Source organism: Pseudomonas sp. PHC1 (assembly GCF_046487845.1).
Classification (GTDB): domain Bacteria; phylum Pseudomonadota; class Gammaproteobacteria; order Pseudomonadales; family Pseudomonadaceae; genus Aquipseudomonas; species Aquipseudomonas sputi.
On the sequence record NZ_JBJXHJ010000002.1, the window covers coordinates 301,118 to 322,504 of the forward strand.

A 21,387-nucleotide genomic window follows, 5' to 3' on the forward strand; every position below is an offset into this window, starting at 1 on the left:
TTACCCCGATAAGCGCCACAGCGGTTATGCTCACGGCTCAATCAAGCAACGGGATGCCGCGTGACTGAACTGACTTCACTGCAAAACCTCTGGCTCACCGAAACCGTGCGCCTGCGCGAAGAACACGCAGGCCCGCTGGACGATCTGGAAGCCAGTCGCCTGGCCCGCGCGGCCGGCGGCGATCTGCCGGGACGCATTCAACGCCGCGCCCTGTGGCTGGCCGAGCGAGATGGCCTGACCGCTGCGCTCAAGCACTGGCTGCAAGGTGCGCGTCTGGCGCTGCTGCTGCTGGCGATCCTCGCCGTGTTGAGCGGCGCCGGTCTGGCCTTCGCTGCACTGGGGCAGACGCCGGTCAATGTGTTCTGGGCGCTGGGCAGTCTGCTCGGGCTGAACCTGATCCTGCTGCTGAGCTGGGCGCTGGGTCTGATCGTCGCTGGCGAACATGGCGCCACTCTCGGCCGCTTGTGGCTGTGGCTCAGTGAAAAACTCGCCCGCGATGCCAAGGCCGCGCAACTGGCGCCGGCCCTGCTGTTGATGCTGCAACGCAAGAAGCTCAATCGCTGGGCGCTCGGCACGCTGGTCAACGGCCTGTGGTTGCTGGCGATGGTCAGCGCGCTGGTTTTGCTGCTGACCCTGATGGCGACCCGGCGCTACGGTTTCGTCTGGGAAACCACGATTCTCAGCGCCGATACGTTCATCAATATGACCCAGGCCCTCGGCGCATTGCCGGCGCTGTTGGGCTTCAACGTGCCGACCGTGGACATGATCCGCGCCAGCGGCGACACCGCGCTGAATATCGAAGGTGCCCGTCAGGCCTGGGCGACCTGGCTGGTCGGCGTGCTGGTGGTGTACGGCGTGCTGCCACGCCTGCTGCTGACGCTGTTCTGCTTCTGGCGCTGGAACAGCGGCAAGGCTGCGTTGCGCCTGGACCTGAACCTGCCCGGTTATGCCCAGTTGCGCGAGCGGCTGATGCCGACCAGCGAACGTCTGGGCATTACCGATCCTGAGCCTGCGCAATTGCACCGCATCGAAAGCACCGTCGGCGGGCACGCCCGTGACGGCGCATTACTGGTGGCAATCGAACTTGACGATCAGCATCCATGGCCGCCGACGTTGCCGAAGAACGTCAGCAACGCCGGCATCCTCGACAGCCGCGAATCGCGCAACAAACTGCTCGAACAGCTCAGCCGCTTTCCGCCGGCGCGCCTTGCGATTGCCTGCGACCCGCGGCGCTCGCCGGATCGCGGCAGCCTGGCGCTGATCGCCGAGCTGGCGCGCAATGCCGCTGCGACCCGAGTCTGGCTGTTGCAGGCGCCGCCAGGACAAGCGCTGGACGCCGAGCGCTTGGGCGACTGGCATGCAGCATTGCAACAGCTTGAGCTGGAGTTCGCCGATTGCGCCCCGTTGAACTGGCTGGAGCACGGACATGACTGATGCCTGGAAAGCACCGCTGAAACTGGCGGTGGTCGGCCACACCAACGTCGGCAAGACTTCGCTGTTGCGCACCCTGACCCGCGACGTCGGCTTCGGCGAAGTCTCCCATCGCCCGAGCACCACCCGGCACGTCGAAGGCGCGCGGTTGTCGGTGGATGGCGAACCGTTGCTCGACCTGTACGACACGCCGGGTCTGGAAGACGCCATCGCCCTGCTGGATTTTCTCGAGCGCCTGGAGCGCCCCGGCGAACGCCTCGACGGCCCGGCGCGGCTGGCACGGTTTCTCGACGGCAGCGAAGCGCGCCAGCGTTTCGAACAGGAAGCCAAAGTGCTGCGACAACTGCTCGCCTCCGATGCCGGCCTGTACGTGATCGACGCCCGCGAACCGGTGCTGGCCAAGTACCGCGATGAGCTGGAGGTGCTGGCCAGTTGCGGCAAACCGTTGCTGCCGGTGCTGAATTTCGTCAGCAGCGCCAACCACCGTGAGCCGGACTGGCGCGAAGCACTGGCACGTCTCGGACTGCATGCGCTGGTGCGTTTCGACAGCGTCGCCCCGCCGGAAGATGGCGAGCGTCGGCTGTACGAAAGCCTCGCGTTGCTACTGGAAAACGCTCGCCCACAGCTCGAACGGCTGATCGCCGATCAACAGGCCCAACGTCTGGCCCGCGAGCAAAGCGCCGCCCGTCTGATCGCCGAGCTGTTGATCGACTGCGCTGCGTGCCGGCGCAGTGTGGTGAGTAATGCCGAGCAGGAACAACAGGCCATCAGCGAACTGCGCAAAGCCGTGCGTCAGCGCGAACAACGCTGCGTCGAAGCGCTGCTCAAGCTCTACGCCTTCCGCCCGCAGGACGCTGCCGCCAGCGATCTGCCGTTGCTCGACGGGCGTTGGGGCGACGACCTGTTCAACCCGGAAACCCTCAAGCAACTGGGCGTGCGGGTCGGCGGCGGGATTGCTGCGGGCGCAGCGGCCGGTGCAGGTGTAGATCTGCTGGTCGGCGGCATCACCCTCGGTGCTGCCGCGCTGGCTGGTGCAATTGCCGGCGGCGCCCTGCAGACCGCCCGCAGTTATGGCAATCGTCTGCTCGGCAAGATCAAAGGGCAGCGGGAACTGACGGTCGACGACAACGTATTGCGCCTGCTGGCTCTGCGTCAGCGGCAACTGCTGCAAGCACTGAACGCCCGAGGCCATGCGGCGCTGGACAGCATTCAGGTAGCAACGCCGCAGGACAAGACCTGGCGCGAAGGCAAGCTGCCCGAAGCGCTGAACATTGCCCGGGCCCACCCGCAGTGGTCGTCACTCAATCCGCACCCGAAGCTGAATCAGGCCCAACGCCTGGAGCAAATTGAGCGATTGGCCCGACAACTCTGAATCAGCTGAAGATCAGTGCCATTCAAATTTCAAATAAAGAGCGCACAGCATTGAAACGAGCTTTTGATTGCGCGCCTCGCGCTCGCCACTATTGTTCATGTCGTAACTGACGACCCAGTCGAGCTTGCCATCATTATCGGTGTCATAGCTCGACGCGGTATGCACGATGCTTTGCTCAGGCGAATTGTCCAAGCCTTCATAAAAATGCAGACGCACGGTGTCAGGCGAGCCATCGTTCTCGAAATCTTCAGTGAAAATTTTCAGAGACCTCTCCCGACCCAGCCCACGATTAAACCAGTCAACCTGGAAAAAGGCGTTTGCGAAGGACTTGAGCAATCGCTCGTCCCTGGTGTTTTCCTTTCCATCATGGTTGGCGTCACCCGCCTGAAAGTCGACTTTGCCATCAGCGGTTATATCCAGAGCATAGGCCCGGGAAATCAAGGCATCTCGGGCGCCAGCCGATTCCTTGTAAAAATGCAGGAGTAAGGTGTCAGGCCTTCCATCGGCACTCCGGTCTTGAGCCGTCACTTTTAAATATCGCATGCAGATCCTTCTCATGTGTTCAGGAACGTCAAGCTAGCCCGTTGCGATCAATCTCTCTGCGCGACCAATCAGTTTTTTTTGTAGGCCGTTTCAGTACTGTTGCTGATACGGCAATGCCGAGGCGCGGCCCCGGCTTGCTTTTCACAGCCCTATCAAAACCAGCCAAGCCTGATGAACTGTTTGACCAGCGCCGTCACCCGGTTGCAATCGGTGCGATTGGCGTGCCCGTCGTTGTCGACGTCCGAACACAGCACGACCTCGAAACCGCCATCGTTATCCAGGTCGTGGACGGCGGCCTTGTAAGCGATGGCATCGCCCTCGTGAAAATGCAGCCTCACTGATTCCGGCGTTCCATCGCTGCCGGGGTCGAGGGCAAAGATCCGCAGATACCGGACGTCCTCATCGCCAGTGTTGAACCAGGCACATTTCAGATAGGTGCTGGAGAAACTGCGCAGTTGTGCCACTTCGCGGGCATTGGCTTCGCGCCAATCCTGTTCGCTGTCATGAAAGCGCAGCCGGACACTGTCCCCTGCGCCGCTGCCCGATCGATCCTGGGCAATCACTTTCAAAAAACGCATCCGTGCGCTCCTTCGGCAAAAAACCAGTCTGGGCAGAAGGCGCAACACGCGCCATGCACCCTTTCCCGGATTGGGGTAAGAAAGGTCAGCGCACTTCGCGGGACAGCACGGCAAAAGCCTTGTGCTTCAACACCGCCAAATCCATCACCGGCACCCCCATCGCCTTCGCCAACTCATCCCACTGACGCATCCTGAGACTGACGGCGCACAACGGATCCTGCTCGAACGCATCGGCTTCGGCCTCGGTCATCACCCCGCCCTGATAGCCCAGGGTGCGGCGGCTGGCTTCGCTCAAGCGCGCGTAATAGCCTGGCTCCCGGAGCGTCAGATAGCGCTTGGCCTGGACGTGATATTCCACCAGCCGCGCCAGACGTTCGCTGAAGCCGGCCTCACGCAAATAGTCCGCACCGAGGCGCTCGTGGCTGACCACGCCGTAACCGCCCATGTTCTGCGCACCTTCGGCACACAAGTGGCCGATGTCGTGGAAGAACGCGGCGAGCACCACTTCGTCGTCGAAGCCTTCGGCGATGGCCAGTTGCGCCGCCTGGGACATATGCTCGATCTGCGACACCGGTTCGCCGATGTAGTCGCTGGTGCCGAAGCGCTCATAAAGGCCGAACACCCGGTCGATGACTTGCTCGTGACGCCCCATCAACGCTCTCCAAATAGCTGTGCCACATTGCGCTCGGCCATCGCCGGGCCGACGCTCATGCCGACGCCGCTGTGCATCAGCGCCACACTCAACCCCGGTGCAGGACGCAGGAACGAAAACGGCCCCGGCCCCCGGGAACCATAGACACCCTGCCAGCGCTCGACCACTTGCACCTTGCAACCGAGGGTCTGTTCGGCCAGTTCAAGCATCCAGTTATCGACCTGCTCGCCGTTGAACGGCGATGGATCGCTGCCGTAATGGTGCGAATCGCCGATGATCAACTCGCCATAAGGTGTCGGGCTGATCAGCAGGTGAATACCATTTGCCTGCAGGTGCGGTTGCTCGCGCAGGATTTGCGCCTGCACGGCGGCCGCCTCCGGCAGGTCGGCGAAGGCGCCGTAATGCACGCAGCTGAGGCCGGTGAGCAGGGCGTGCTGCAAGTTCAGGTCGATCTGCGGCCGGGCGCGGAGCATTTGCAGGCGGCAGATTTGCGGGTCGAGGGCGGCAATCGGCTCGGCCAGCAAGGTCTGATAATCGTGGCCGGAACAGACGATGATCTGCTCGGCGGTGAAGCTGCCGACGGTGCTGTGCAGGCGTCCCGGTTCGACGTCGCGCACCAGCGTCGAGAAGTGAAATTCGATGTTGAGTTCGCGACGCAGGTACTCGATCAGCGCCGGAATCGCTTCCCGGGAATACAGCTGTTGATCGTCCATCCCGTGCAGCGCGGCGCGGTGATGGCCGAACTGGCCGCCATACAGATCACGCAACGCGGCACCGCGCAGCAGCTCGACGCGGTAGTCATGCTCCACGGCGCGCCCGGCGCAGAAGGCTTCCAGCAAATGTTCTTCGGCCTCGGTGCGGGCGAACAGGTACGAGCCGTTGCGCCTGAGTTGCAGGCCGGCGAGCTGCGCCCACTGGCCCCAGATCTCGCGGCTGGCCTTGGCCAGCTCGAGCATCGGGCCCGGTGGCTGGCCGGTGACCAGTGCCTGGCCGAAGTTGCGAACCGAGGCGCCGAGAGGCGTGGCGGTGCGCTCGAAAACCGTGACATTGAGACCGCGCCGGGCGGCGGCCCAGGCGTGGGACAGGCCCAGGATGCCGGCGCCGACGATCAGCAAGTCTTTATGTTGTGTCATGCAGCGACCTCAATGATCGTTCCCACGCTCTGCGTGGGAACGATCGGGTAAGAAAATTTACTTGGCAGCGACTTTCTCGGACTTGCCGTCATAGCGCTTGCGCCATTCGCTCAGGATCTCGTCGCGGTTCTTCGAGGCCCAGGCAAAGTCGTTCTTGATCAGGCGCTGCTCGTAGTCGGCCGGCAGCTCGGTCTGCGGTTTGGCGATGCCCGGCTGGGCGAGGACGGCGAAGTTTTCCTTGTACAGGTCCATCGCCGGAGCGCTGGCGGAGAAGTCGGCCAGTTTTTTCGCGGCCTCTGCGTGCGGCGTGCCTTTGATCACGGCGGTGGCTTCGATCTCCCAGCCCAGGCCTTCCTTCGGCAGGATGATGTCCAGCGGCGCGCCCTGACGCTTGAGCTGAACGGCCGGGTATTCGAAGGAAATTCCGATCGGGAATTCGCCCGCCGCCGCCAGTTTGCAAGGCTTGGAGCCAGAGTGAACGTACTGGCCGATGTTCTGGTGCAGGCCGTCCATGTAGGCCCAGCCCTGCTTCTCACCGAAGGTTTGCAGCCAGGCGCTGACGTCGAGGAAACCGGTGCCGGACGAGGCCGGGTTCGGCATCACGATCTTGCCCTTGTACTCGGGCTTGGTCAGGTCCTGCCAGCTCACCGGTTTGGTCAGGCCCTGTTTCTCGGCTTCGACGGTGTTGAAGCAAATGGTCGCGGCCCACACGTCCATGCCGACCCAGGCTGGCGGGTTGGCGGCGTCGCGGTAGTTCGCGCCGATCTTGCCCAGGTCTTTCGGCGCATAGCTTTGCAGCATGCCCTGCTGATCGAGGATCGCCAGGCTCGACGCCGCCAGGCCCCAGACCGCGTCAGCCTGCGGGCGCTCCTTTTCGGCCAGCAGTTTGGCGGTGATGATCCCGGTGGAATCGCGCACCCACTTGATCTCGACATCCGGGTTGGCCTTTTCGAAGGCCTCTTTGTAGGACTTCAACTGTTCGGCTTCGAGGGCGGTGTACACCGTCAACTCGGTTTTTGCCGCGAAGGCATTCAGGCTGAAAGTTGCGAGCACAGCAGCGGCCAGGGCCATAGGCTTGAACATGATCGTTTTCCTGTAGGTGAGTTGAGGCGATAGGGACAAGTCGTGGATCAGTGGCCGGGCGCCGTTTGCCGCCAGGCCTGGGAACGGCGCAGCAAGCCGCGCGAAGCCCACGCCAGCAGCAAGGACACGCCCGCCGAGGTGAACAGAATCAGGGTCGACATCGCCGCCGCGCCGCCGACGTTGCCGGCGTCATCCATGTTCAGCACTGCCACCGCCGCGAGGATGGTGTCGGGGCTGTAGAGGAAGATCGCGGCGGACACAGTGGTCATGGCCGAGACGAACAGGTAGCGCACGATGTCCAGCAGCGCCGGCAGGCAGATCGGTACGGTCACCCGCAGGTAATGCCGGTATAGCGGCGCCTTGAGCGACAGCGCGGCGGCTTCGAATTCGGCGTCGAGTTGGCGCAGCGCGGTGGTGGCGGTCATCTGCGCAGTGGTCAAATAGTGAGCAATGGTGCAGACGATCAGCAGGGTCATGGTCCCGTACAGCACATGCAGCGGGTTGCCGGTCAGGTTGAAGAAGAAGACGTAACCCAGACCGAGCACCAGCCCCGGCACTGCCATCGGTACGAAACTGAGCATGCGCAGCATCAGATTCAGTCCGCGCTGGCTGCGGGTCTTTTCCATCAGATAAGCGCCGGTGAAGATCAGCACACTGCCGATCAACGCCGTGCCCAGCGCCATCTTCAAACTGTTGCCGTAGGCCAGCCAGCCACCGCCGGCGGTTTCGTTGAACTGGTAGTGATTGAGCGACAGCGACAGGTTGTACGGCCAGAACTTCACCAGCGATGAGAACACCGCCATGCCGAACACCAGCAGCAATGCGGCGCTGATCAGCAGGACAACGCTGAGATAAAAGGCATCGCGTTTCGTCGACGGTGCCGGCTTGAACACCTGGGCGCGGCCGCTCATGGCGTCGCCGTGACGCCGACGCAACCAGGCATCGACCCCGAAGCTGAACAGCGCCGGCAGCAGCAGAACCATGCCGATCAACGCGCCGCGACCGAATTGCTGCTGGCCGACCACGGCTTTGTAGGCTTCCAGCGCCAGCACTTGATAGTCGCCGCCGACCACCACCGGCACACCGAAATCGGTGATGGTCAGGGTGAACACCAGGCAGAACGCGGCGAACACGGCCTGACGGGTCGCCGGCCAAGTGATGCTGCGAAAGGCCTTTGCTGGACTGGCGCCCATGCTCGACGCAGCGTCGAACAATCGCGCGTCCGCCAGCGACAGGGCCGACAGCAAAATCATCAAGGCGTGTGGGAAGGTGTAGATCACCTCACCCAGAACAATCCCCCAGAAACCGTAGATGTTGTCCGACAGCAGCCCGCGCAACAGGCCCTGATTGCCGAACAGATAAACCAGCGCAATCCCCGGCAACATCGACGGCGCCATCAGCGGCAGCAGCGAAATCCCGCGCCAGATGCCTTTCGCCGGAATCAATGTGCGCTGCAAGGCGTAGGCAAACAGGTAGGCCAGCGGTACGACAATGGCCGCGACGCTGAGGGAAACTTTCAGGCTGTTGCCGAGCAGCCAGTGGAAATTGTCGCTGGTCACCAGTTCCTTCGCGGCGAGCCAGCCACCGCCCTGCCCGGCTTCGCTGCTGAAGCCACGCCAGAAGATCGCCAGCAATGGCAACAATACCGCCACACCGAGCAGCACCAGCAGCAGGAGTTTGCCGCCGAGGACGAAGATCCGGTCGCCGACCTCGGCCCCGGACACCTGCCGCGCCTGCTTGTGCGGTAGCGGCAGTGCGAGGTTGCTGTTCATCAGGCAAACACCTGCAGGCTGCGCGGCGGCAAGGCGACCATGATCTGCTGGGCGCCGAGGCGCGGCATGGCTTCCGGCGCCAGTTCAGCGAGCAAGGCGTGACCGGGCAATTGATCGAGTTCGAAACTCATGCGGCAGCGGTTGCCGAGGAAAGTGATCTCGCGGACCTTGGCCGGGAACAGGTTTTCCTCGTGCACCAGCGGATTGACGTTGATCGCTTCCGGGCGGCAGAACAGCCGGCCCGACGGGCTGTGGACGCTGCCGTCGGCCAGGCGCAGGTTCATCCCGCCAACCTTGGCGTGGCTGTCGCTGCTGCGCTGGAACGGCAGCCAGTTGCCCTGGCCGACAAACTCGGCCACGAACGGCGTGGCCGGGCGGTTGTAGATGTCCTGCGGGGTGGCGTACTGCTCGACCTTGCCGTTGTTCATCACGGCGATGCGGTCGGCCATCAGCATCGCTTCGTCCTGATTGTGGGTGACCATCAGGGTGGTGATGCCGAGGTTGCGTTGCAACTGACGCAGCTCGGTGCACAGATGCTCGCGGACCCGGGCGTCGAGGGCGGACATCGGTTCGTCGAGCAACAGCAGCGACGGCGCCGGTGCCAGAGCCCTGGCAAGCGCCACCCGTTGTTGCTGGCCGCCGGACAACTGGCCCGGGTACTTTTTCTCACTGCCGGTGAGGCCGACCAGTTCCAGCATCTGACCGACCCGACGGCGCACTTCATCGCGACCGCTACCGGCGAGGCCGTAGGCAATGTTCGCTTCGACGGTCAGATTGGGAAACAGCGCGTAGGACTGAAACAGGATGCCATAGTCCCGGGCCTGCGGCGCCAAGTGGGAAACGTCGCGCTCGCCGAGGTACAACTCGCCGCTGTCCTGTTTCTCCAGGCCGGCGATGCAACGCAACAACGTGGTCTTGCCACAGCCCGACGGGCCAAGCAGGCACACCAGCTCACCGGCGTCGACATCGAGGGAGACATTATCCAGCGCCGTGAAAGCGCCGAAGCGCTTCTGCACGCCGCGCACTTTCATCGGTGCGCCGGGGTTGGTCAGGGCAGTTGCGATTGCAGGGTTCATGGAAAGGCCTCATCAAGCAGATGAGACGAATCCTAGAGTTGTAATGCGTCGGTCATATGGCAGTGAGGCAAAAACGACCGATAGTGGTATTCAGGGATTTTGGTTGATCAGGCCGGGGACATTTCCTGCGCCAGTCCGAGAAACGCCGCCGGCAAGCGGGCGTTCTTGCGTTCCTTGAGGCAGTAGAGGTATTCGGGAATCTGCGGTGCATTTTCCAGGGTCAGTACCCGCAACTGCGGGTCGTGCGGCACTTCCTGGCGGGCGATGATGCTGATGCCGATGTTGCGCAGCACCGCTTCGCGGATCGACTCGCGGCTGCCGATCTCCAGCAACGGGCCGAAACTGACCCCGGCGCTGGCGAGCAATTCTTCGGTGAGCCGCCGGGTCGTCGAGCCGGATTCGCGCATCAGCAGGGTATGCCCGGCCAGCGCGCTCAGCGCCACATGGTCGTGCGCCGCCAGCGGATGATTGCGATGCACCGCCAGCACCAGCGGATCACTGCCGAGTACCCGGCGGATCAACCGCGCATCGTCGAGCAACTGCGACGACGCCGCGACATCCACCCGGTAATCCTCCAGCGCTTCGAGCACTTGCTGGGAGTTGCCGATTTCCACCGACACTTCCACCTGCGGAAGGCGCTCGCGGAAGGTCTTCACCAGATCGAGGATGTAATACGGCGCGGTGGCGGCGATGCGCAACGTGCCCTGCACCTGACCACTGTTGCGCAGGAAGAACTCGATATCGGCCTCCTGCTGCAGCAACGCCTTGACCATCGGCAACAGCCGCGCGCCCTCGTCGCTGACACTCAGGCGTCGGCCGCCCCGGTAGAACAGCTCCACCGAATACTGGCTTTCCAGATTGCGGATCTGAGTGGTCACGGTCGGTTGGCTGAGGCCGAGCTTTTTCGCCGCCAGCGTGATGCTGCCCAGGCGGGCCACCATGTAAAACGCTTTCAGCTCGGCACTCAGCACAAACGTCCCTCTTCCTCTATTTGCGCAGCAGGCGCAAACCGTTGAACACCACCAGCAGGCTCACACCCATGTCGGCAAACACGGCCATCCACATGGTGGCGAGCCCGGCGAAGGTTACCCCAAGAAAGATCGCTTTGATCACCAGCGCCAGCGCGATGTTCTGTTTGAGGATAGCGGCGGTATGGCGCGACAGGCTGATGAACGCCGGAATCTTGCGCAGATCATCGTCCATCAGGGCGACATCGGCGGTTTCAATCGCCGTATCGGTGCCTGCCGCCGCCATCGCAAAACCGATCTCCGCCCGCGCCAGTGCGGGCGCGTCGTTGATGCCGTCGCCGACCATGCCGACCCGATGCCCCTGGGCGTAGAGGTCCTCAATGGCTTGCAGTTTGTCAGTCGGCAACAGGTCGCCCTTGGCCTGATCGATCCCGACCTGCGCCGCAATCGCCTGCGCGGTGTGGACGTTGTCGCCGGTGAGCATCAGGGTTTTCACGCCCAGTTCGTGCAGTTGGCGGATCGCCTCGCGGCTGGTTTCCTTGACTGTATCCGCCACGGCGAACAGCGCCAGCGGGCCGGAACGGTCGAGCAGCAGCACCACGGACTTGCCCTGTTTCTCCAGCGCGAACAGTTTTTCTTCCAGTTGCGGCGAGCACAGGCCCAGCTCTTCCACCAGACGATGGTTACCCAAATGGTAGACCTGACCGTTGACCTCGCCTTTTACGCCACGACCGGCCAGCGCTTCGAAGTTATCCACAGGCAGAGCCGCAGAACCTTTATCCACAGCCGCATGGGCGATGGCCAGCGACACCGGGTGATCGGAGCGACCGGCCAGCGCAGCGGCAATCGCCGGAGCCGTGGCGTCGGCAGTCGGGTCGAGGGACAGGAAATCGGTCTGCACCGGTTTGCCGTGGGTGAGGGTGCCGGTCTTGTCGAGGGCCAGATAGTCGAGCTTGAAACCGCCCTCCAGGTACACGCCGCCCTTGACCAGAATGCCTTTGCGCGCCGCAGCCGCGAGGCCGCTGACGATGGTCACCGGCGTGGAAATCACCAATGCACACGGGCACGCGACGACCAGCAGCACCAGCGCGCGATAGATCCAGTCGAACCACGCGGCGCCCATGAACAGCGGCGGGATAATCGCCACAGCCAAGGCCAGAACGAAAACCGCCGGCGTGTAGATTTTCGAGAATTGATCGACGAAACGCTGGGTCGGCGCCCGCGCGCCTTGCGCCTGCTCCACGGCGTGGATGATCCGCGCCAGAGTGGAGTTGTTGGCTGCGGCTGTCACGGCGTATTCCAGCGAACCGGCCTGGTTGATGGTGCCCGCGAAGACTTTGTCACCGACGGTTTTTTCCACCGGCAGGCTTTCGCCGGTAATGGGCGCCTGATCGATGGTCGAACTGCCACTCACGACTTCACCGTCCAGCGCAATACGCTCGCCGGGTTTTACCCGCACGCGGGCGCCGAGATCGATGCTTTTGACATCCAGTTCGACCCAGTTGCCGTCCACCTGCAACACTGTGGCTTGCTCCGGCGTCATCTGCATCAGACCGCTGATGGCGTTGCGCGCGCGATCCAGCGAACGGGCCTCGATCAGCTCGGCCACGGTGAACAGGAACATCACCATCGCCGCTTCCGGCCACTGGCCGATCAACACCGCACCGGTCACGGCGATGCTCATCAGCGCGTTGATGTTGAGGTTGCGGTTCTTCAGGGCGATCCAGCCCTTCTTGTAGGTGCTGAGGCCGCCGCTGAGGATTGAGATCAGCGCGATGATCGCCACCACCCAGGTCGGGGCGGCGCTGGTGAAGTGGATCACTTCAGCGGCCAGCGCACCGACGCCGGACAGTGCCAGCGGCCACCAGTGTTTTTTCACCGGCGCTGGCGTTGGCGTTTCAACGCCCGCCTCCAGTGGCTCGGCCTGCATGCCGAGGGATTTGATCGCGTCGATGATCGGCGCGGTGTCCGGCAGATTGTGGGTCACGCCGAGCACGCGGTTGATCAGGTTGAATTCCAGCTGCTGGATCCCGGCCAGTTTGCCGAGCTTGTTCTGGATCAGCGTCTGTTCGGTCGGGCAGTCCATCGCCTCGATGCGGAAACTGCTCAGTCGGGCGTCGGCGCTTTTTGCCTCGCTCAGTTGAACAAGCGAAGGTGCGGCGACTTTCGACGCGCAGCAGGACTCTTCGTGCGCATGAACGGGTGTCGGTGCTGCGACTTTCGACCCGCAGCAGGAATCGCCGCCGTGGGCATGTTTATGCACAGGCTGCAGTTTGTGACTGTGATCGTGCCCGTCGCCGGGCTTGTGGGTGTGAGGGTGGGTGTGCAGGGAATCGCTCATTGGTCGCGTCCATGAAGGTGCCTGTTGCCAAGTAAAGACCCTGTAGCCACTATAGGGTCAAGCACCCTTTTTGGAGATGGCCGTCATGAAGATCGGAGAACTGGCAAAACAGACCGATTGCGCCGTGGAAACCATCCGCTACTACGAGCGCGAAAACCTGCTGCCGGAACCGGCCCGCAGCGACGGCAACTACCGCGTCTACACCCAGGCCCACGCCGAGCGCCTGACCTTCATCCGCAACTGCCGCACCCTCGACATGACCCTCGAAGAAATCCGCAGCCTGCTCGCCTTGCGCGACAGCCCGCAGGATCAGTGCGAAAGCGTGAATGCGCTGATCGACGAGCACATCCAGCACGTCAAGGCGCGAATCGATGGGTTACTGGCATTGCAGACGCAACTGCTCGACCTGCGCCAGCGCTGTGGCGAAGGGCCGGAAGCGGATCAGTGCGGGATCCTGCAGCGGCTGGAGGTGAGCGGCGGGGTTGTGGCGGCGGAGGTTGAGCATTCGCATGTGGGCCGCAGCCACGGTCATTAAGAACGCCAGAAACAACTGAGGGAGCCATTTGGCTCCCTCAGTTGTTTGTCACTCGTGCTTCAGACCGCCATCGGCGCGGTCATCGGCGCATGGTGCTCGTAGCCTTCCAGCGAGAAGTCGCTTGGCTCTACAAGCTCCAGCCATTCCGGCTGATAAACACCCGTCTTGGCAAACTCCGGCACGCGATCCGAAATCTTCAGCTTCGGCATGGCGAACGGCTCACGCTTGAGCTGTTCGTTGAGCATGTCCAGGTGGTTTTCATAGACGTGGGCGTCACCGATGAAATAGGTGAACCAGCGCGGCGTGTAGCCGGTCAGGCGACCGATCAGGCTCAGCAGCGCAGCGCCTTCGGTGAGGTTGAACGGCGTGCCCAGACCCAGGTCGTTGGAGCGGATGTAGAGGGTCAGAGAAATCTCTTTGGTTTCGACGTTCGGGTGGAACTGGTACAGCAGATGGCACGGCGGCAAGGCCATTTCATCGAGCTGGGCGCAGTTCCAGCCGTGGAACAGGATGCGGCGGCTGCCCGGGTCCTTGATGATCGTGTCGACGCACTGGCGCACCTGATCGATGGCTTTGTACAGCACCACGTAGGCCTGACCGCCTTCTTCGCCCTGGGCAATCTGTTTGTAGCCATTGCTCAAGGTCTGTTCGATGGCCGCGGTGTTGCTCAGCGGGATCTGCTTGTACGCCGGCCATTTGCGCCATTGCACGCCGTAGATCTCGCCGAGGTCGTCTTCGCCCTGGCGGAACGGGTTGGCCAGCCACTGGGCGTTTTCGTTGGCGTTCTGATCCCAGACCTTGCAGCCCAGCGCACGGAATTCGGCGGCGCTGTTCACGCCCCGCAGAAAGCCGCACATCTCGCCGATGGCCGACTTGAAGGCCATCTTGCGGGTGGTGATCGCCGGGAAACCTTCCTGCAGATCGAAGCGCAGCATGGCGCCCGGAAAGCTGATGGTGTTCACGCCGGTACGGTTGGCCTGTTTGGTGCCGTTGGTGATGACGTGCGACACCAGATCGAGATATTGCTTCATGAGTTACCTGTGTCCTTGAGCCCCGGCAGACGTCGCCGGGGTTCGAATATTTAAGCTGTCGGGGCAACCGGCGCCGCCGGGGCGCGGTGGTAGGCCAGCCAGATCAGGAACAGCCCGCCGATGATCATCGGTACGCAGAGAACCTGACCCATGGTCAGCCAGTTCCAGGCCAGGTAGCCCAGTTGCGCGTCCGGCACGCGGACGAATTCGACGATGAAACGGAAGATGCCGTAGAACAGCGCGAACATGCCCGAGACCGCCATGGTCGGCCGCGGCTTGCGCGAGAACAGCCAGAGGATCAGGAACAGCGCGACGCCTTCGAGCGCGAACTGATACAGCTGCGACGGGTGACGCGGCAGTTGCGCCGGGTCGCTGAACGGCGGGAACACCATGGCCCACGGCACGTCGGTGGCCTTGCCCCACAGCTCGGCGTTGATGAAGTTGCCGATACGCCCGGCGCCCAGACCGATCGGCACCATTGGCGCGACGAAGTCCATCAGCTGGAAGAACGACTTGCCGTTACGCTTGCCGAACCACAACGCGGCCAGCATTACGCCGATGAACCCGCCGTGGAACGACATGCCACCCTTCCACACTTCGAAAATCAGCGTCGGGTTGGCCAGGTAAGCGCTCAGGTCATAGAACAGCACATAGCCCAGACGCCCGCCGACAATCACCCCCATCGACAGCCAGAACACCAGGTCGGAGAGTTTTTCCTTGGTCCAGGTCGGGTCGAAACGGTTGAGCCGGCGCGATGCCAGCAGCCACGCGCCGCCGATACCGACCAGGTACATCAGGCCGTACCAGTGGATTTTCAGCGGACCGATGGCCAGGGCCACCGGATCGATCTGCGGGTAAGGCAGCATTGCGACTCCTCGTTAGCATTCAAATCTTCAAAAATTCCCGGGCGACGCTGTCACCTCAGGATTAAGCCAGGATTGCGACCGGCCAAAACAAACGGCTCAGAACAGAAAGCTCAGGCCCACGCAAAACAGCAAAGCCGCGAACAGCCGTTTCAGCAACTTTGGCGACAACCTGTGTGCCAGCCGCGCGCCGACACGGGCGAACACCATGCTGGTCAGGGCAATACCGAGCAGTGCCGGCAAATACACAAAACCGAGACTATGGGCCGGCAGCAACGGATCATGCCAGCCCAGAATCATGAAACTTATGGCACTGGCCACGGCAATCGGCAGGCCGCAGGCCGATGAGGTCGCCACCGCCTGCTGCATCGGCACGCTGCGCCAGGTCAGGAACGGCACGGTCAGCGAGCCGCCGCCAATCCCGAAAATCGCCGATGCCCAGCCGATGACACTGCCGGCCACGGTCAGACCGAGTTTACCCGGCACCGTTCGGCTGGCCTTGGGTTTGACGTCCAGCGCCAGCTGCGCCGCAATCACCAGGGCGAAGACACCGATGATCTTTTGCAGGTTCGGGCCGGAGATCGCTTCGGCCGTCAGCGCACCGAAACCGGCGCCGAGCAGGATGCCCACGGTCATCCAGCGGAAGATCGGCCAGCGCACCGCACCGCGCCGGTGATGCTCACGCACGGCGTTGACCGAGGTGAAGATGATCGTCGCCAGGGACGTGCCGACCGCCAGATGGGTCAGGATCGACGGATCGAAGCCCTGCAAGGTGAAACTGAACACCAGCACCGGGACGATGATGATCCCGCCGCCCACCCCGAACAGCCCGGCCAATACGCCCGCACAGGCGCCAAGCGCCAGATAGAGCAGAAATTCCATGGCTGCCTCCCAAGGCGCGTCCCAAAACCGGAGCGGCATGGTAACGGATGCAGGGCCTCAGGCGGAACTGGCGATGGATGCACGGACGATGTCTGCGTAGAGTGGGCAAAAACACACAAGGACCACCTTATGTGCCTGATCGTTTTCGCCTGGCGGCCGGGGCATGCCCAGCCGCTGATCGTCGCGGCCAACCGTGACGAATTCTACGCCCGGCCCAGCCTGCCGCTGGCGCAGTGGCCCGAGTCGCCGCAGGTTCACGCCGGTCGCGATCTTGAGGCTGGGGGCACCTGGCTCGGCCTGGGCGCCAACGGTCGTTTTGCGGCGCTGACCAACATCCGCGATCCGCATCAGCCGCCGGCGCGACGCTCTCGGGGTGAGCTGGTCGCAAGTTTTCTCACCGGAAACCTGTCGATCGATGACTATTTGTCCGACGTGGTCGCCCGTTCGCCGGAATATGCCGGCTTCAACCTGCTGCTGGGCAATGCCAACGAACTGTGGCACTTCAATGCGCGGTCTATGGAGCCTGTGATGTTGCAGCCCGGCGTCTATGGCCTGTCCAACGCCGGGCTGGATACGCCGTGGCCGAAACTGCTCAAGGCCAGGGCGGCCTTGAGTGCGGTGCTGGATGATCCGCAGCCCGAGCGATTGTTGGCCTTATTGAGCGATGCGCAAACGGCGCCGTTTGCCGAACTGCCGGATACCGGCGTGGGGCTGGCGACCGAGTCGTTGCTGTCGAGTGTGTTCATTGCCAGCCAGAGCTACGGGACGCGGGCGAGCACGGCGCTGATCGTGCAAGCGGATGGGACGCGGCGGATGGTGGAGCGTAGTTTCGGGCCGTATGGCGGGCATCTGGGGGAAGTGGAGATTCTGATTTAGCGGCGCCTGAACTGACGCCATCGCGAGCAGGCTGCCCCCACAAGGCAATGCATTCCAATGTGGGAGCGAGCTTGCTCGCGATGGGCGCTATTCGAGCTAGAGGGGCTTGACCGCCGCCGGATTGACCATCTTCGCCAGTCCGAGGCTCTTCAGCGCCAGTTGCAGCGAGCTGTGGATCACCTGCGGGTTGTCGATGGTCATCAGTTCAGCCAGCAGATCCCTGGCCTTGCTCAGGTTGATCTGGCGCAGCATCCATTTCACCTTCGGCAGGTTGGTGGCGTTCATCGACAGGCTGTCGAAACCCATCGCCATCAACAGCACCGCGGCCGCCGGGTCACCGGCCATCTCGCCGCAGATGCTCACCGGCTTGCCTTCGGCATGGGCGTCACGCACCACGGTCTGCAAGGCTTGCAGCACCGCCGGGTGCAGGTAGTCGTAGAGGTCGGCCACCCGTGGGTTGTTGCGGTCCACCGCCAGCAGGTACTGGGTCAGATCGTTGGAGCCGACCGACAGGAAGTCCACCATCCGCGCCAGCTCTTTGGTCTGGTAAACCGCCGCAGGAATTTCGATCATCACGCCCACCGGCGGCATCGGCACGTCGGTGCCTTCGTCGCGCACTTCACCCCAGGCCCGGTGGATCAGGTGCAGCGCCTCTTCGAGCTCGTGGATGCCGGAGATCATCGGCAGCAGGATCCGCAGGTTGTTCAGGCCTTCGCTGGCCTTGAGCATCGCGCGGGTCTGCACCAGGAAGATTTCCGGGTGGTCGAGGGTGACGCGGATCCCGCGCCAGCCGAGGAACGGGTTGTCTTCCTTGATCGGGAAGTAAGACAGCGACTTGTCACCGCCGATGTCGAGGCTGCGCATCGTCACCGGTTGCGGGTGGAACGCGGCGAGCTGCTCGCGGTAGATCGCCAGTTGTTCTTTCTCGCTCGGGAAGCGCTGGTTGATCATGAACGGCACTTCGGTGCGGTACAGACCGACGCCTTCGGCGCCACGCTGCTGCGCCCGCGCAACGTCCGCCAGCAGGCCGGTGTTGACCCACAGCGGCATGCGGTGGCCATCGAGGGTCACGCACGGCAGGTCGCGCAGGGTATCGAGCCCCAACGCCAGTTGTTTCTCTTCCTCCACCACCTCGGTGAACTGTTTGCGCAGCACTTCGCTGGGGTTGGTGTAGACCTCGCCCTTGGTGCCATCGACGATCATCTCGATGTTGTCGACCTTGGCGTACGGCAGGTCGACCAGGCCCATCACCGTCGGGATGCCCATGGCCCGGGCCAGGATCGCGACGTGGGAGTTGCCCGAACCGAGCACCGAGACCAGACCGACCAGCGTGCCTTCCGGCACCTCGCCGAGCATCGCCGGCGTCAGTTCTTCGCTGACCAGAATGGTTTTTTCCGGGTAGACCAGGTTCTGCTGACGCTCTTCCTGCAGGTAGGCGAGCAGGCGGCGGCCCAGGTCCTTGACGTCAGAGGCCCGCTCACGCAGGTACTCGTCGTCCATCAAGTCGAAACGATTGACGTGATCGGTCACGACCTGGCGCAGCGCGCCCTGGGCCCATTGACCGGTCTTGATCACTTTGGTGATTTCGCTGCCCAGCGCGGCATCGTCGAGCATCATCAGGTAGACGTCGAACAGCGCGCGCTCTTCCGGACGCAACTGGGTCGCCAGTTTGGCCGACAACGCACGCATGTCGGCGCGCACGCCTTCGATGGCGGTCTTGAACAGCGCCAGTTCCGCATCGATGTCGGTGATGGTCTTGTCCGGCACCACGTCCAGATCCGCCGGCGGCAGCATGACCACCGCGGTACCGACCGCTGCGCCCGGCGAACCCGGCACGCCGACGAACTTGGCCTCCTGGATGCCCTTGCCCTGACGGCCCAGGCCACGGATCGACCCTGTGGCCTCGGCGTGGGCGATGACCCCGGCGAGCTGCGCGCTCATGGTCACGAGGAAGGCTTCTTCACCCTCATCGAACTGGCGGCGTTCTTTCTGCTGAATGACCAACACGCCGACGACGCGGCGGTGGTGAATGATCGGCGCCCCGAGGAACGAGGCGTAGCGCTCCTCGCCGGTCTCGGCGAAGTAGCGGTAGCGCGGGTGATCCGCGGCGTTTTCAAGGTTCAGGGGTTCTTCACGCGTGCCGACCAGGCCAACCAGACCTTCATTGGGTGCCATGCTGACCTTGCCGATCGAGCGCTTGTTCAAGCCCTCGGTGGCCATCAGCACGAAGCGGTTGGTCTCTGGATCAAGCAGGTAGACCGAGCAGACCTGGCTGCCCATGGCCTCTTTGACGCGCAACACAATAATCCCCAACGCCGCCTTGAGATCCTTGGCGGAGTTAACTTCCTGGACGATCTTGCGCAGCGTATTGAGCATGGCTCGGGGTCGAACTCCGTCGTCAGTCGCGCGCTAAAAGGCGCGGTGCAAGCTCTTTGAGAGCGCGGCGATACACTTCGCGCTTGAATGTCACCACCTGGCCCAACGGATACCAATAACTGACCCAGCGCCAGCCATCGAACTCCGGTTTACCGGTCAAATCCATCCGCACCCGCTGCTCACTGGAGATCAGGCGCAGGAGAAACCATTTCTGTTTCTGGCCGATGCACAGCGGTTGGCTGTGGGTTCGCACCAGACGTTGCGGCAAACGATAGCGCAACCAGCCCCGGGTACAGGCGAGAATTTCAACATCTTCGCGTTCCAGGCCCACTTCTTCGTTCAGCTCGCGGTACAAGGCGTCTTCAGGCGTCTCCTCGGGGTTGATTCCCCCTTGTGGAAACTGCCAGGCATCCTGATTGATACGGCGAGCCCATAGCACCTGGCCGGCGTCATTCGTCAGAATGATCCCGACATTGGGGCGGAAACCATCGGGGTCGATCACGGCAACAACCTCGCAAACGCATGTCGCCGCATTGTTCCACAAAGGTTGTGAAGGCGGCAACGAAGGTTCCGAGCTTATGTGCACTCTTGTGAAAAGACCGTATTCTTGTGGCCTTTTTACTGACTTTTCAGCGGGTAACTGCAATGCGCCTGGCTTTATTCGATTTGGACAACACCCTTCTGGGCGGCGACAGCGATCACGCCTGGGGCGATTATCTGTGCGAACGCGGCTTCCTCGATCCGATCGCCTACAAGGCGCGCAACGACGAGTTCTATCAGGATTACCTGGCCGGCAAACTGGATAACGCCGCTTACCTGAACTTCTGCCTGGAGATCCTCGGCCGCACCGAGATGGTCGTGCTTGAGCAATGGCACAGCGATTACATGCGCGACTGCATCGAGCCGATCGTCCTGCCGAAGGCGCTTGAACTGCTGAAAAAGCACCGCGATGCCGGCGACAAACTGGTGATCATCACTGCCACCAACCGCTTCGTCACCGCGCCGATTGCCGTGCGCCTGGGCGTTGAAACCCTGATCGCCACCGAGTGCGAGATGCGGGACGGTCGCTACACCGGGCGCAGCACCGACGTGCCGTGCTTCCGTGAAGGCAAGGTGACGCGCCTGAACCGCTGGCTGGAAGAAACCGGGCATTCGCTGGAAGACAGCTACTTCTACAGCGACTCGATGAATGACCTGCCGCTGCTGGAGCAGGTGGCGAATCCGGTAGCGGTCGACCCGGACCCGAACCTGCGGGCCGAAGCCGAGAAGCGCGGCTGGCCCGTCATAAGCCTGCGCGGCTGATATCGCCATCGCAGGCAAGTCGAATCGTCGCACCGCAGCTCCCACAGGAGATTTGTGAACGCCTCAGATCAAATGTGGGCGCTGGCTTGCCAGCGATTGGGTTGACACGACTTCAAACCTTAAACCGGCTTGGCCCCCATCAACGCCGCAATGGCGAGAAATCCGACCCCGCTGACAATCGCCAGCGCCAGATTGAATGTCCGGTTGCCGACCCCGCTGGTCCATAGTCGATTAAGCCGAACAAGCAGCCAGACCGCACTGAATGTGGCAACGGCATAGATCACGCTGGACCCCAGAATCCAGAATTGCCCCAACGGCCAGCCAATCAGGTGCACCAGCCACCAGCCGGTGAAAGGCATGCTGAGCACGCCGATCAGCATCAGACACCAGACGAACAACCAGGGTCGCTGCATCGTGCTGGCCGGCCCCTCGCTGCGATTACGCCAGGAAACAGCGGCGAGCCCCAGCCCGCTCGCCAGTATCACCACGGTCGCCGCGACGTGAAGGACTTTCAGGGTGGTCAGGGTTTCCATGTATTTCTCGTTCCTTGGGCCATACCCATCAGCGTAGCCG

The 21,387-nt window shown here is 62.8% G+C and carries 20 protein-coding genes; 5 read left to right on the forward strand and 15 right to left on the reverse strand.

Translation table 11 applies throughout. The features are described 5' to 3' along the window. The first annotated feature begins 60 nt into the window (after nt 1–60). Nucleotides 61–1,434 carry a DUF2868 domain-containing protein gene (locus tag ACKJSM_RS03945; protein WP_410236672.1) on the forward strand — a complete coding sequence of 458 codons (1,374 nt, stop codon included), beginning with the start codon at nt 61–63 and terminating at the stop codon, nt 1,432–1,434. Further along, nucleotides 1,427–2,803 carry a GTPase/DUF3482 domain-containing protein gene (locus tag ACKJSM_RS03950; RefSeq protein WP_410236673.1) on the forward strand — a complete coding sequence of 459 codons (1,377 nt, stop codon included), beginning with the start codon at nt 1,427–1,429 and terminating at the stop codon, nt 2,801–2,803. The genes ACKJSM_RS03945 and ACKJSM_RS03950 overlap by 8 nt, the downstream gene beginning before the upstream one ends. Before the next feature lie 12 nt (nt 2,804–2,815). On the opposite strand, the gene ACKJSM_RS03955 is transcribed toward ACKJSM_RS03950, so the two are convergent. From ACKJSM_RS03955 to ACKJSM_RS03995, 9 genes are all read right to left on the reverse strand, one after another. Beyond that, nucleotides 2,816–3,346 carry a hypothetical protein gene (locus ACKJSM_RS03955; protein WP_410236674.1) on the reverse strand — a complete coding sequence of 177 codons (531 nt, stop codon included), beginning with the start codon at nt 3,344–3,346 and terminating at the stop codon, nt 2,816–2,818. Between the two features lie 152 nt (nt 3,347–3,498). Continuing rightward, a complete protein-coding gene (locus ACKJSM_RS03960) occupies nt 3,499–3,924 on the reverse strand; it encodes a hypothetical protein (RefSeq protein ID WP_410236675.1) in 426 nt (141 codons plus the stop codon). 85 nt (nt 3,925–4,009) lie between these two features. Continuing rightward, nucleotides 4,010–4,576 (reverse strand): phosphonate degradation HD-domain oxygenase, encoded by a 567-nt coding sequence (locus ACKJSM_RS03965; RefSeq protein WP_410236676.1) that lies wholly within the window; start codon nt 4,574–4,576, stop codon nt 4,010–4,012. Beyond that, nucleotides 4,576–5,709, reverse strand: a complete 1,134-nt coding sequence (locus ACKJSM_RS03970) for a TIGR03364 family FAD-dependent oxidoreductase (protein WP_410236677.1) — start codon at nt 5,707–5,709, stop codon at nt 4,576–4,578. Before ACKJSM_RS03970 ends, ACKJSM_RS03965 begins: the two co-directional genes overlap by 1 nt. Nucleotides 5,710–5,766: 57 nt before the next feature. Continuing rightward, a complete protein-coding gene (locus ACKJSM_RS03975; RefSeq protein WP_410236678.1) occupies nt 5,767–6,792 on the reverse strand; it encodes a putative 2-aminoethylphosphonate ABC transporter substrate-binding protein in 1,026 nt (341 codons plus the stop codon). Between the two features lie 47 nt (nt 6,793–6,839). After that, nucleotides 6,840–8,564, reverse strand: coding sequence for a putative 2-aminoethylphosphonate ABC transporter permease subunit (locus ACKJSM_RS03980; RefSeq protein WP_410236679.1), 1,725 nt, complete (start codon nt 8,562–8,564; stop codon nt 6,840–6,842). Continuing rightward, complete coding sequence (locus ACKJSM_RS03985; RefSeq protein WP_236178785.1) at nt 8,564–9,640, reverse strand: putative 2-aminoethylphosphonate ABC transporter ATP-binding protein; 1,077 nt, start codon at nt 9,638–9,640, stop codon at nt 8,564–8,566. The genes ACKJSM_RS03980 and ACKJSM_RS03985 overlap by 1 nt, the downstream gene beginning before the upstream one ends. A gap of 107 nt (nt 9,641–9,747) precedes the next feature. Then, nucleotides 9,748–10,611 (reverse strand): LysR family transcriptional regulator, encoded by an 864-nt coding sequence (locus ACKJSM_RS03990; RefSeq protein ID WP_039767890.1) that lies wholly within the window; start codon nt 10,609–10,611, stop codon nt 9,748–9,750. Between the two features lie 16 nt (nt 10,612–10,627). Beyond that, on the reverse strand, nt 10,628–12,949 hold the full coding sequence (locus ACKJSM_RS03995; RefSeq protein ID WP_410236680.1) for a heavy metal translocating P-type ATPase: 2,322 nt from the start codon (nt 12,947–12,949) through the stop codon (nt 10,628–10,630). A gap of 85 nt (nt 12,950–13,034) precedes the next feature. Here ACKJSM_RS03995 and cadR point away from each other — a divergent pair, with 85 nt between their 5' ends. Continuing rightward, a complete protein-coding gene (gene cadR, locus ACKJSM_RS04000) occupies nt 13,035–13,484 on the forward strand; it encodes a Cd(II)/Pb(II)-responsive transcriptional regulator (RefSeq protein WP_007953454.1) in 450 nt (149 codons plus the stop codon). 59 nt (nt 13,485–13,543) lie between these two features. Here cadR and ACKJSM_RS04005 read toward each other — a convergent pair whose 3' ends face one another. The 3 genes from ACKJSM_RS04005 to ACKJSM_RS04015 form a co-directional block, all read right to left on the reverse strand. After that, a complete protein-coding gene (locus ACKJSM_RS04005; protein ID WP_410236681.1) occupies nt 13,544–14,515 on the reverse strand; it encodes a thymidylate synthase in 972 nt (323 codons plus the stop codon). A 50-nt stretch (nt 14,516–14,565) separates the two neighbouring features. Further along, a complete protein-coding gene (lgt, locus tag ACKJSM_RS04010) occupies nt 14,566–15,381 on the reverse strand; it encodes a prolipoprotein diacylglyceryl transferase (protein WP_039767887.1) in 816 nt (271 codons plus the stop codon). A 96-nt stretch (nt 15,382–15,477) separates the two neighbouring features. Beyond that, nucleotides 15,478–16,260: a sulfite exporter TauE/SafE family protein gene (locus ACKJSM_RS04015; RefSeq protein ID WP_236178781.1), complete on the reverse strand. Its 783-nt coding sequence runs from the start codon at nt 16,258–16,260 to the stop codon at nt 15,478–15,480. 129 nt (nt 16,261–16,389) lie between these two features. Here ACKJSM_RS04015 and ACKJSM_RS04020 point away from each other — a divergent pair, with 129 nt between their 5' ends. After that, nucleotides 16,390–17,136 carry an NRDE family protein gene (locus tag ACKJSM_RS04020; protein ID WP_236178780.1) on the forward strand — a complete coding sequence of 249 codons (747 nt, stop codon included), beginning with the start codon at nt 16,390–16,392 and terminating at the stop codon, nt 17,134–17,136. 96 nt (nt 17,137–17,232) lie between these two features. Here ACKJSM_RS04020 and ptsP read toward each other — a convergent pair whose 3' ends face one another. Next, the gene (ptsP, locus tag ACKJSM_RS04025; RefSeq protein ID WP_339486539.1) at nt 17,233–19,512 is read right to left on the reverse strand and encodes a phosphoenolpyruvate--protein phosphotransferase; all 2,280 of its coding nucleotides are present in this window, start codon (nt 19,510–19,512) and stop codon (nt 17,233–17,235) included. Nucleotides 19,513–19,534: 22 nt separating this feature from the next. After that, the gene (locus ACKJSM_RS04030) at nt 19,535–20,014 is read right to left on the reverse strand and encodes an RNA pyrophosphohydrolase (RefSeq protein WP_236178778.1); all 480 of its coding nucleotides are present in this window, start codon (nt 20,012–20,014) and stop codon (nt 19,535–19,537) included. 143 nt (nt 20,015–20,157) lie between these two features. Here ACKJSM_RS04030 and ACKJSM_RS04035 point away from each other — a divergent pair, with 143 nt between their 5' ends. After that, a complete protein-coding gene (locus ACKJSM_RS04035) occupies nt 20,158–20,814 on the forward strand; it encodes an HAD family hydrolase (RefSeq protein ID WP_236178777.1) in 657 nt (218 codons plus the stop codon). Nucleotides 20,815–20,933: 119 nt separating this feature from the next. Here the strand turns inward: ACKJSM_RS04035 and ACKJSM_RS04040 are convergent, their stop codons facing one another. Then, complete coding sequence (locus tag ACKJSM_RS04040; protein ID WP_410236682.1) at nt 20,934–21,347, reverse strand: DUF2269 family protein; 414 nt, start codon at nt 21,345–21,347, stop codon at nt 20,934–20,936. Nucleotides 21,348–21,387 lie beyond the last annotated feature (40 nt).

Bases quoted from the DNA above. Each gene is read 5' to 3' on its own strand.
- ACKJSM_RS03950 (WP_410236673.1), top strand. From the start codon at position 1,427: ATGACTGATGCCTGGAAAGCACCGCTGAAACTGGCGGTGGTCGGCCAC.
- ACKJSM_RS03955 (WP_410236674.1), bottom strand. From the start codon at position 3,346: ATGCGATATTTAAAAGTGACGGCTCAAGACCGGAGTGCCGATGGAAGG.
- ACKJSM_RS03960 (WP_410236675.1), bottom strand. From the start codon at position 3,924: ATGCGTTTTTTGAAAGTGATTGCCCAGGATCGATCGGGCAGCGGCGCA.
- ACKJSM_RS03965 (WP_410236676.1), bottom strand. From the start codon at position 4,576: ATGGGGCGTCACGAGCAAGTCATCGACCGGGTGTTCGGCCTTTATGAG.
- ACKJSM_RS03970 (WP_410236677.1), bottom strand. From the start codon at position 5,709: ATGACACAACATAAAGACTTGCTGATCGTCGGCGCCGGCATCCTGGGC.
- ACKJSM_RS03975 (WP_410236678.1), bottom strand. From the start codon at position 6,792: ATGTTCAAGCCTATGGCCCTGGCCGCTGCTGTGCTCGCAACTTTCAGC.
- ACKJSM_RS03980 (WP_410236679.1), bottom strand. From the start codon at position 8,564: ATGAACAGCAACCTCGCACTGCCGCTACCGCACAAGCAGGCGCGGCAG.
- ACKJSM_RS03985 (WP_236178785.1), bottom strand. From the start codon at position 9,640: ATGAACCCTGCAATCGCAACTGCCCTGACCAACCCCGGCGCACCGATG.
- ACKJSM_RS03995 (WP_410236680.1), bottom strand. From the start codon at position 12,949: ATGAGCGATTCCCTGCACACCCACCCTCACACCCACAAGCCCGGCGAC.
- cadR (WP_007953454.1), top strand. From the start codon at position 13,035: ATGAAGATCGGAGAACTGGCAAAACAGACCGATTGCGCCGTGGAAACC.
- ACKJSM_RS04005 (WP_410236681.1), bottom strand. From the start codon at position 14,515: ATGAAGCAATATCTCGATCTGGTGTCGCACGTCATCACCAACGGCACC.
- lgt (WP_039767887.1), bottom strand. From the start codon at position 15,381: ATGCTGCCTTACCCGCAGATCGATCCGGTGGCCCTGGCCATCGGTCCG.
- ACKJSM_RS04015 (WP_236178781.1), bottom strand. From the start codon at position 16,260: ATGGAATTTCTGCTCTATCTGGCGCTTGGCGCCTGTGCGGGCGTATTG.
- ACKJSM_RS04020 (WP_236178780.1), top strand. From the start codon at position 16,390: ATGTGCCTGATCGTTTTCGCCTGGCGGCCGGGGCATGCCCAGCCGCTG.
- ptsP (WP_339486539.1), bottom strand. From the start codon at position 19,512: ATGCTCAATACGCTGCGCAAGATCGTCCAGGAAGTTAACTCCGCCAAG.
- ACKJSM_RS04035 (WP_236178777.1), top strand. From the start codon at position 20,158: ATGCGCCTGGCTTTATTCGATTTGGACAACACCCTTCTGGGCGGCGAC.
- ACKJSM_RS04040 (WP_410236682.1), bottom strand. From the start codon at position 21,347: ATGGAAACCCTGACCACCCTGAAAGTCCTTCACGTCGCGGCGACCGTG.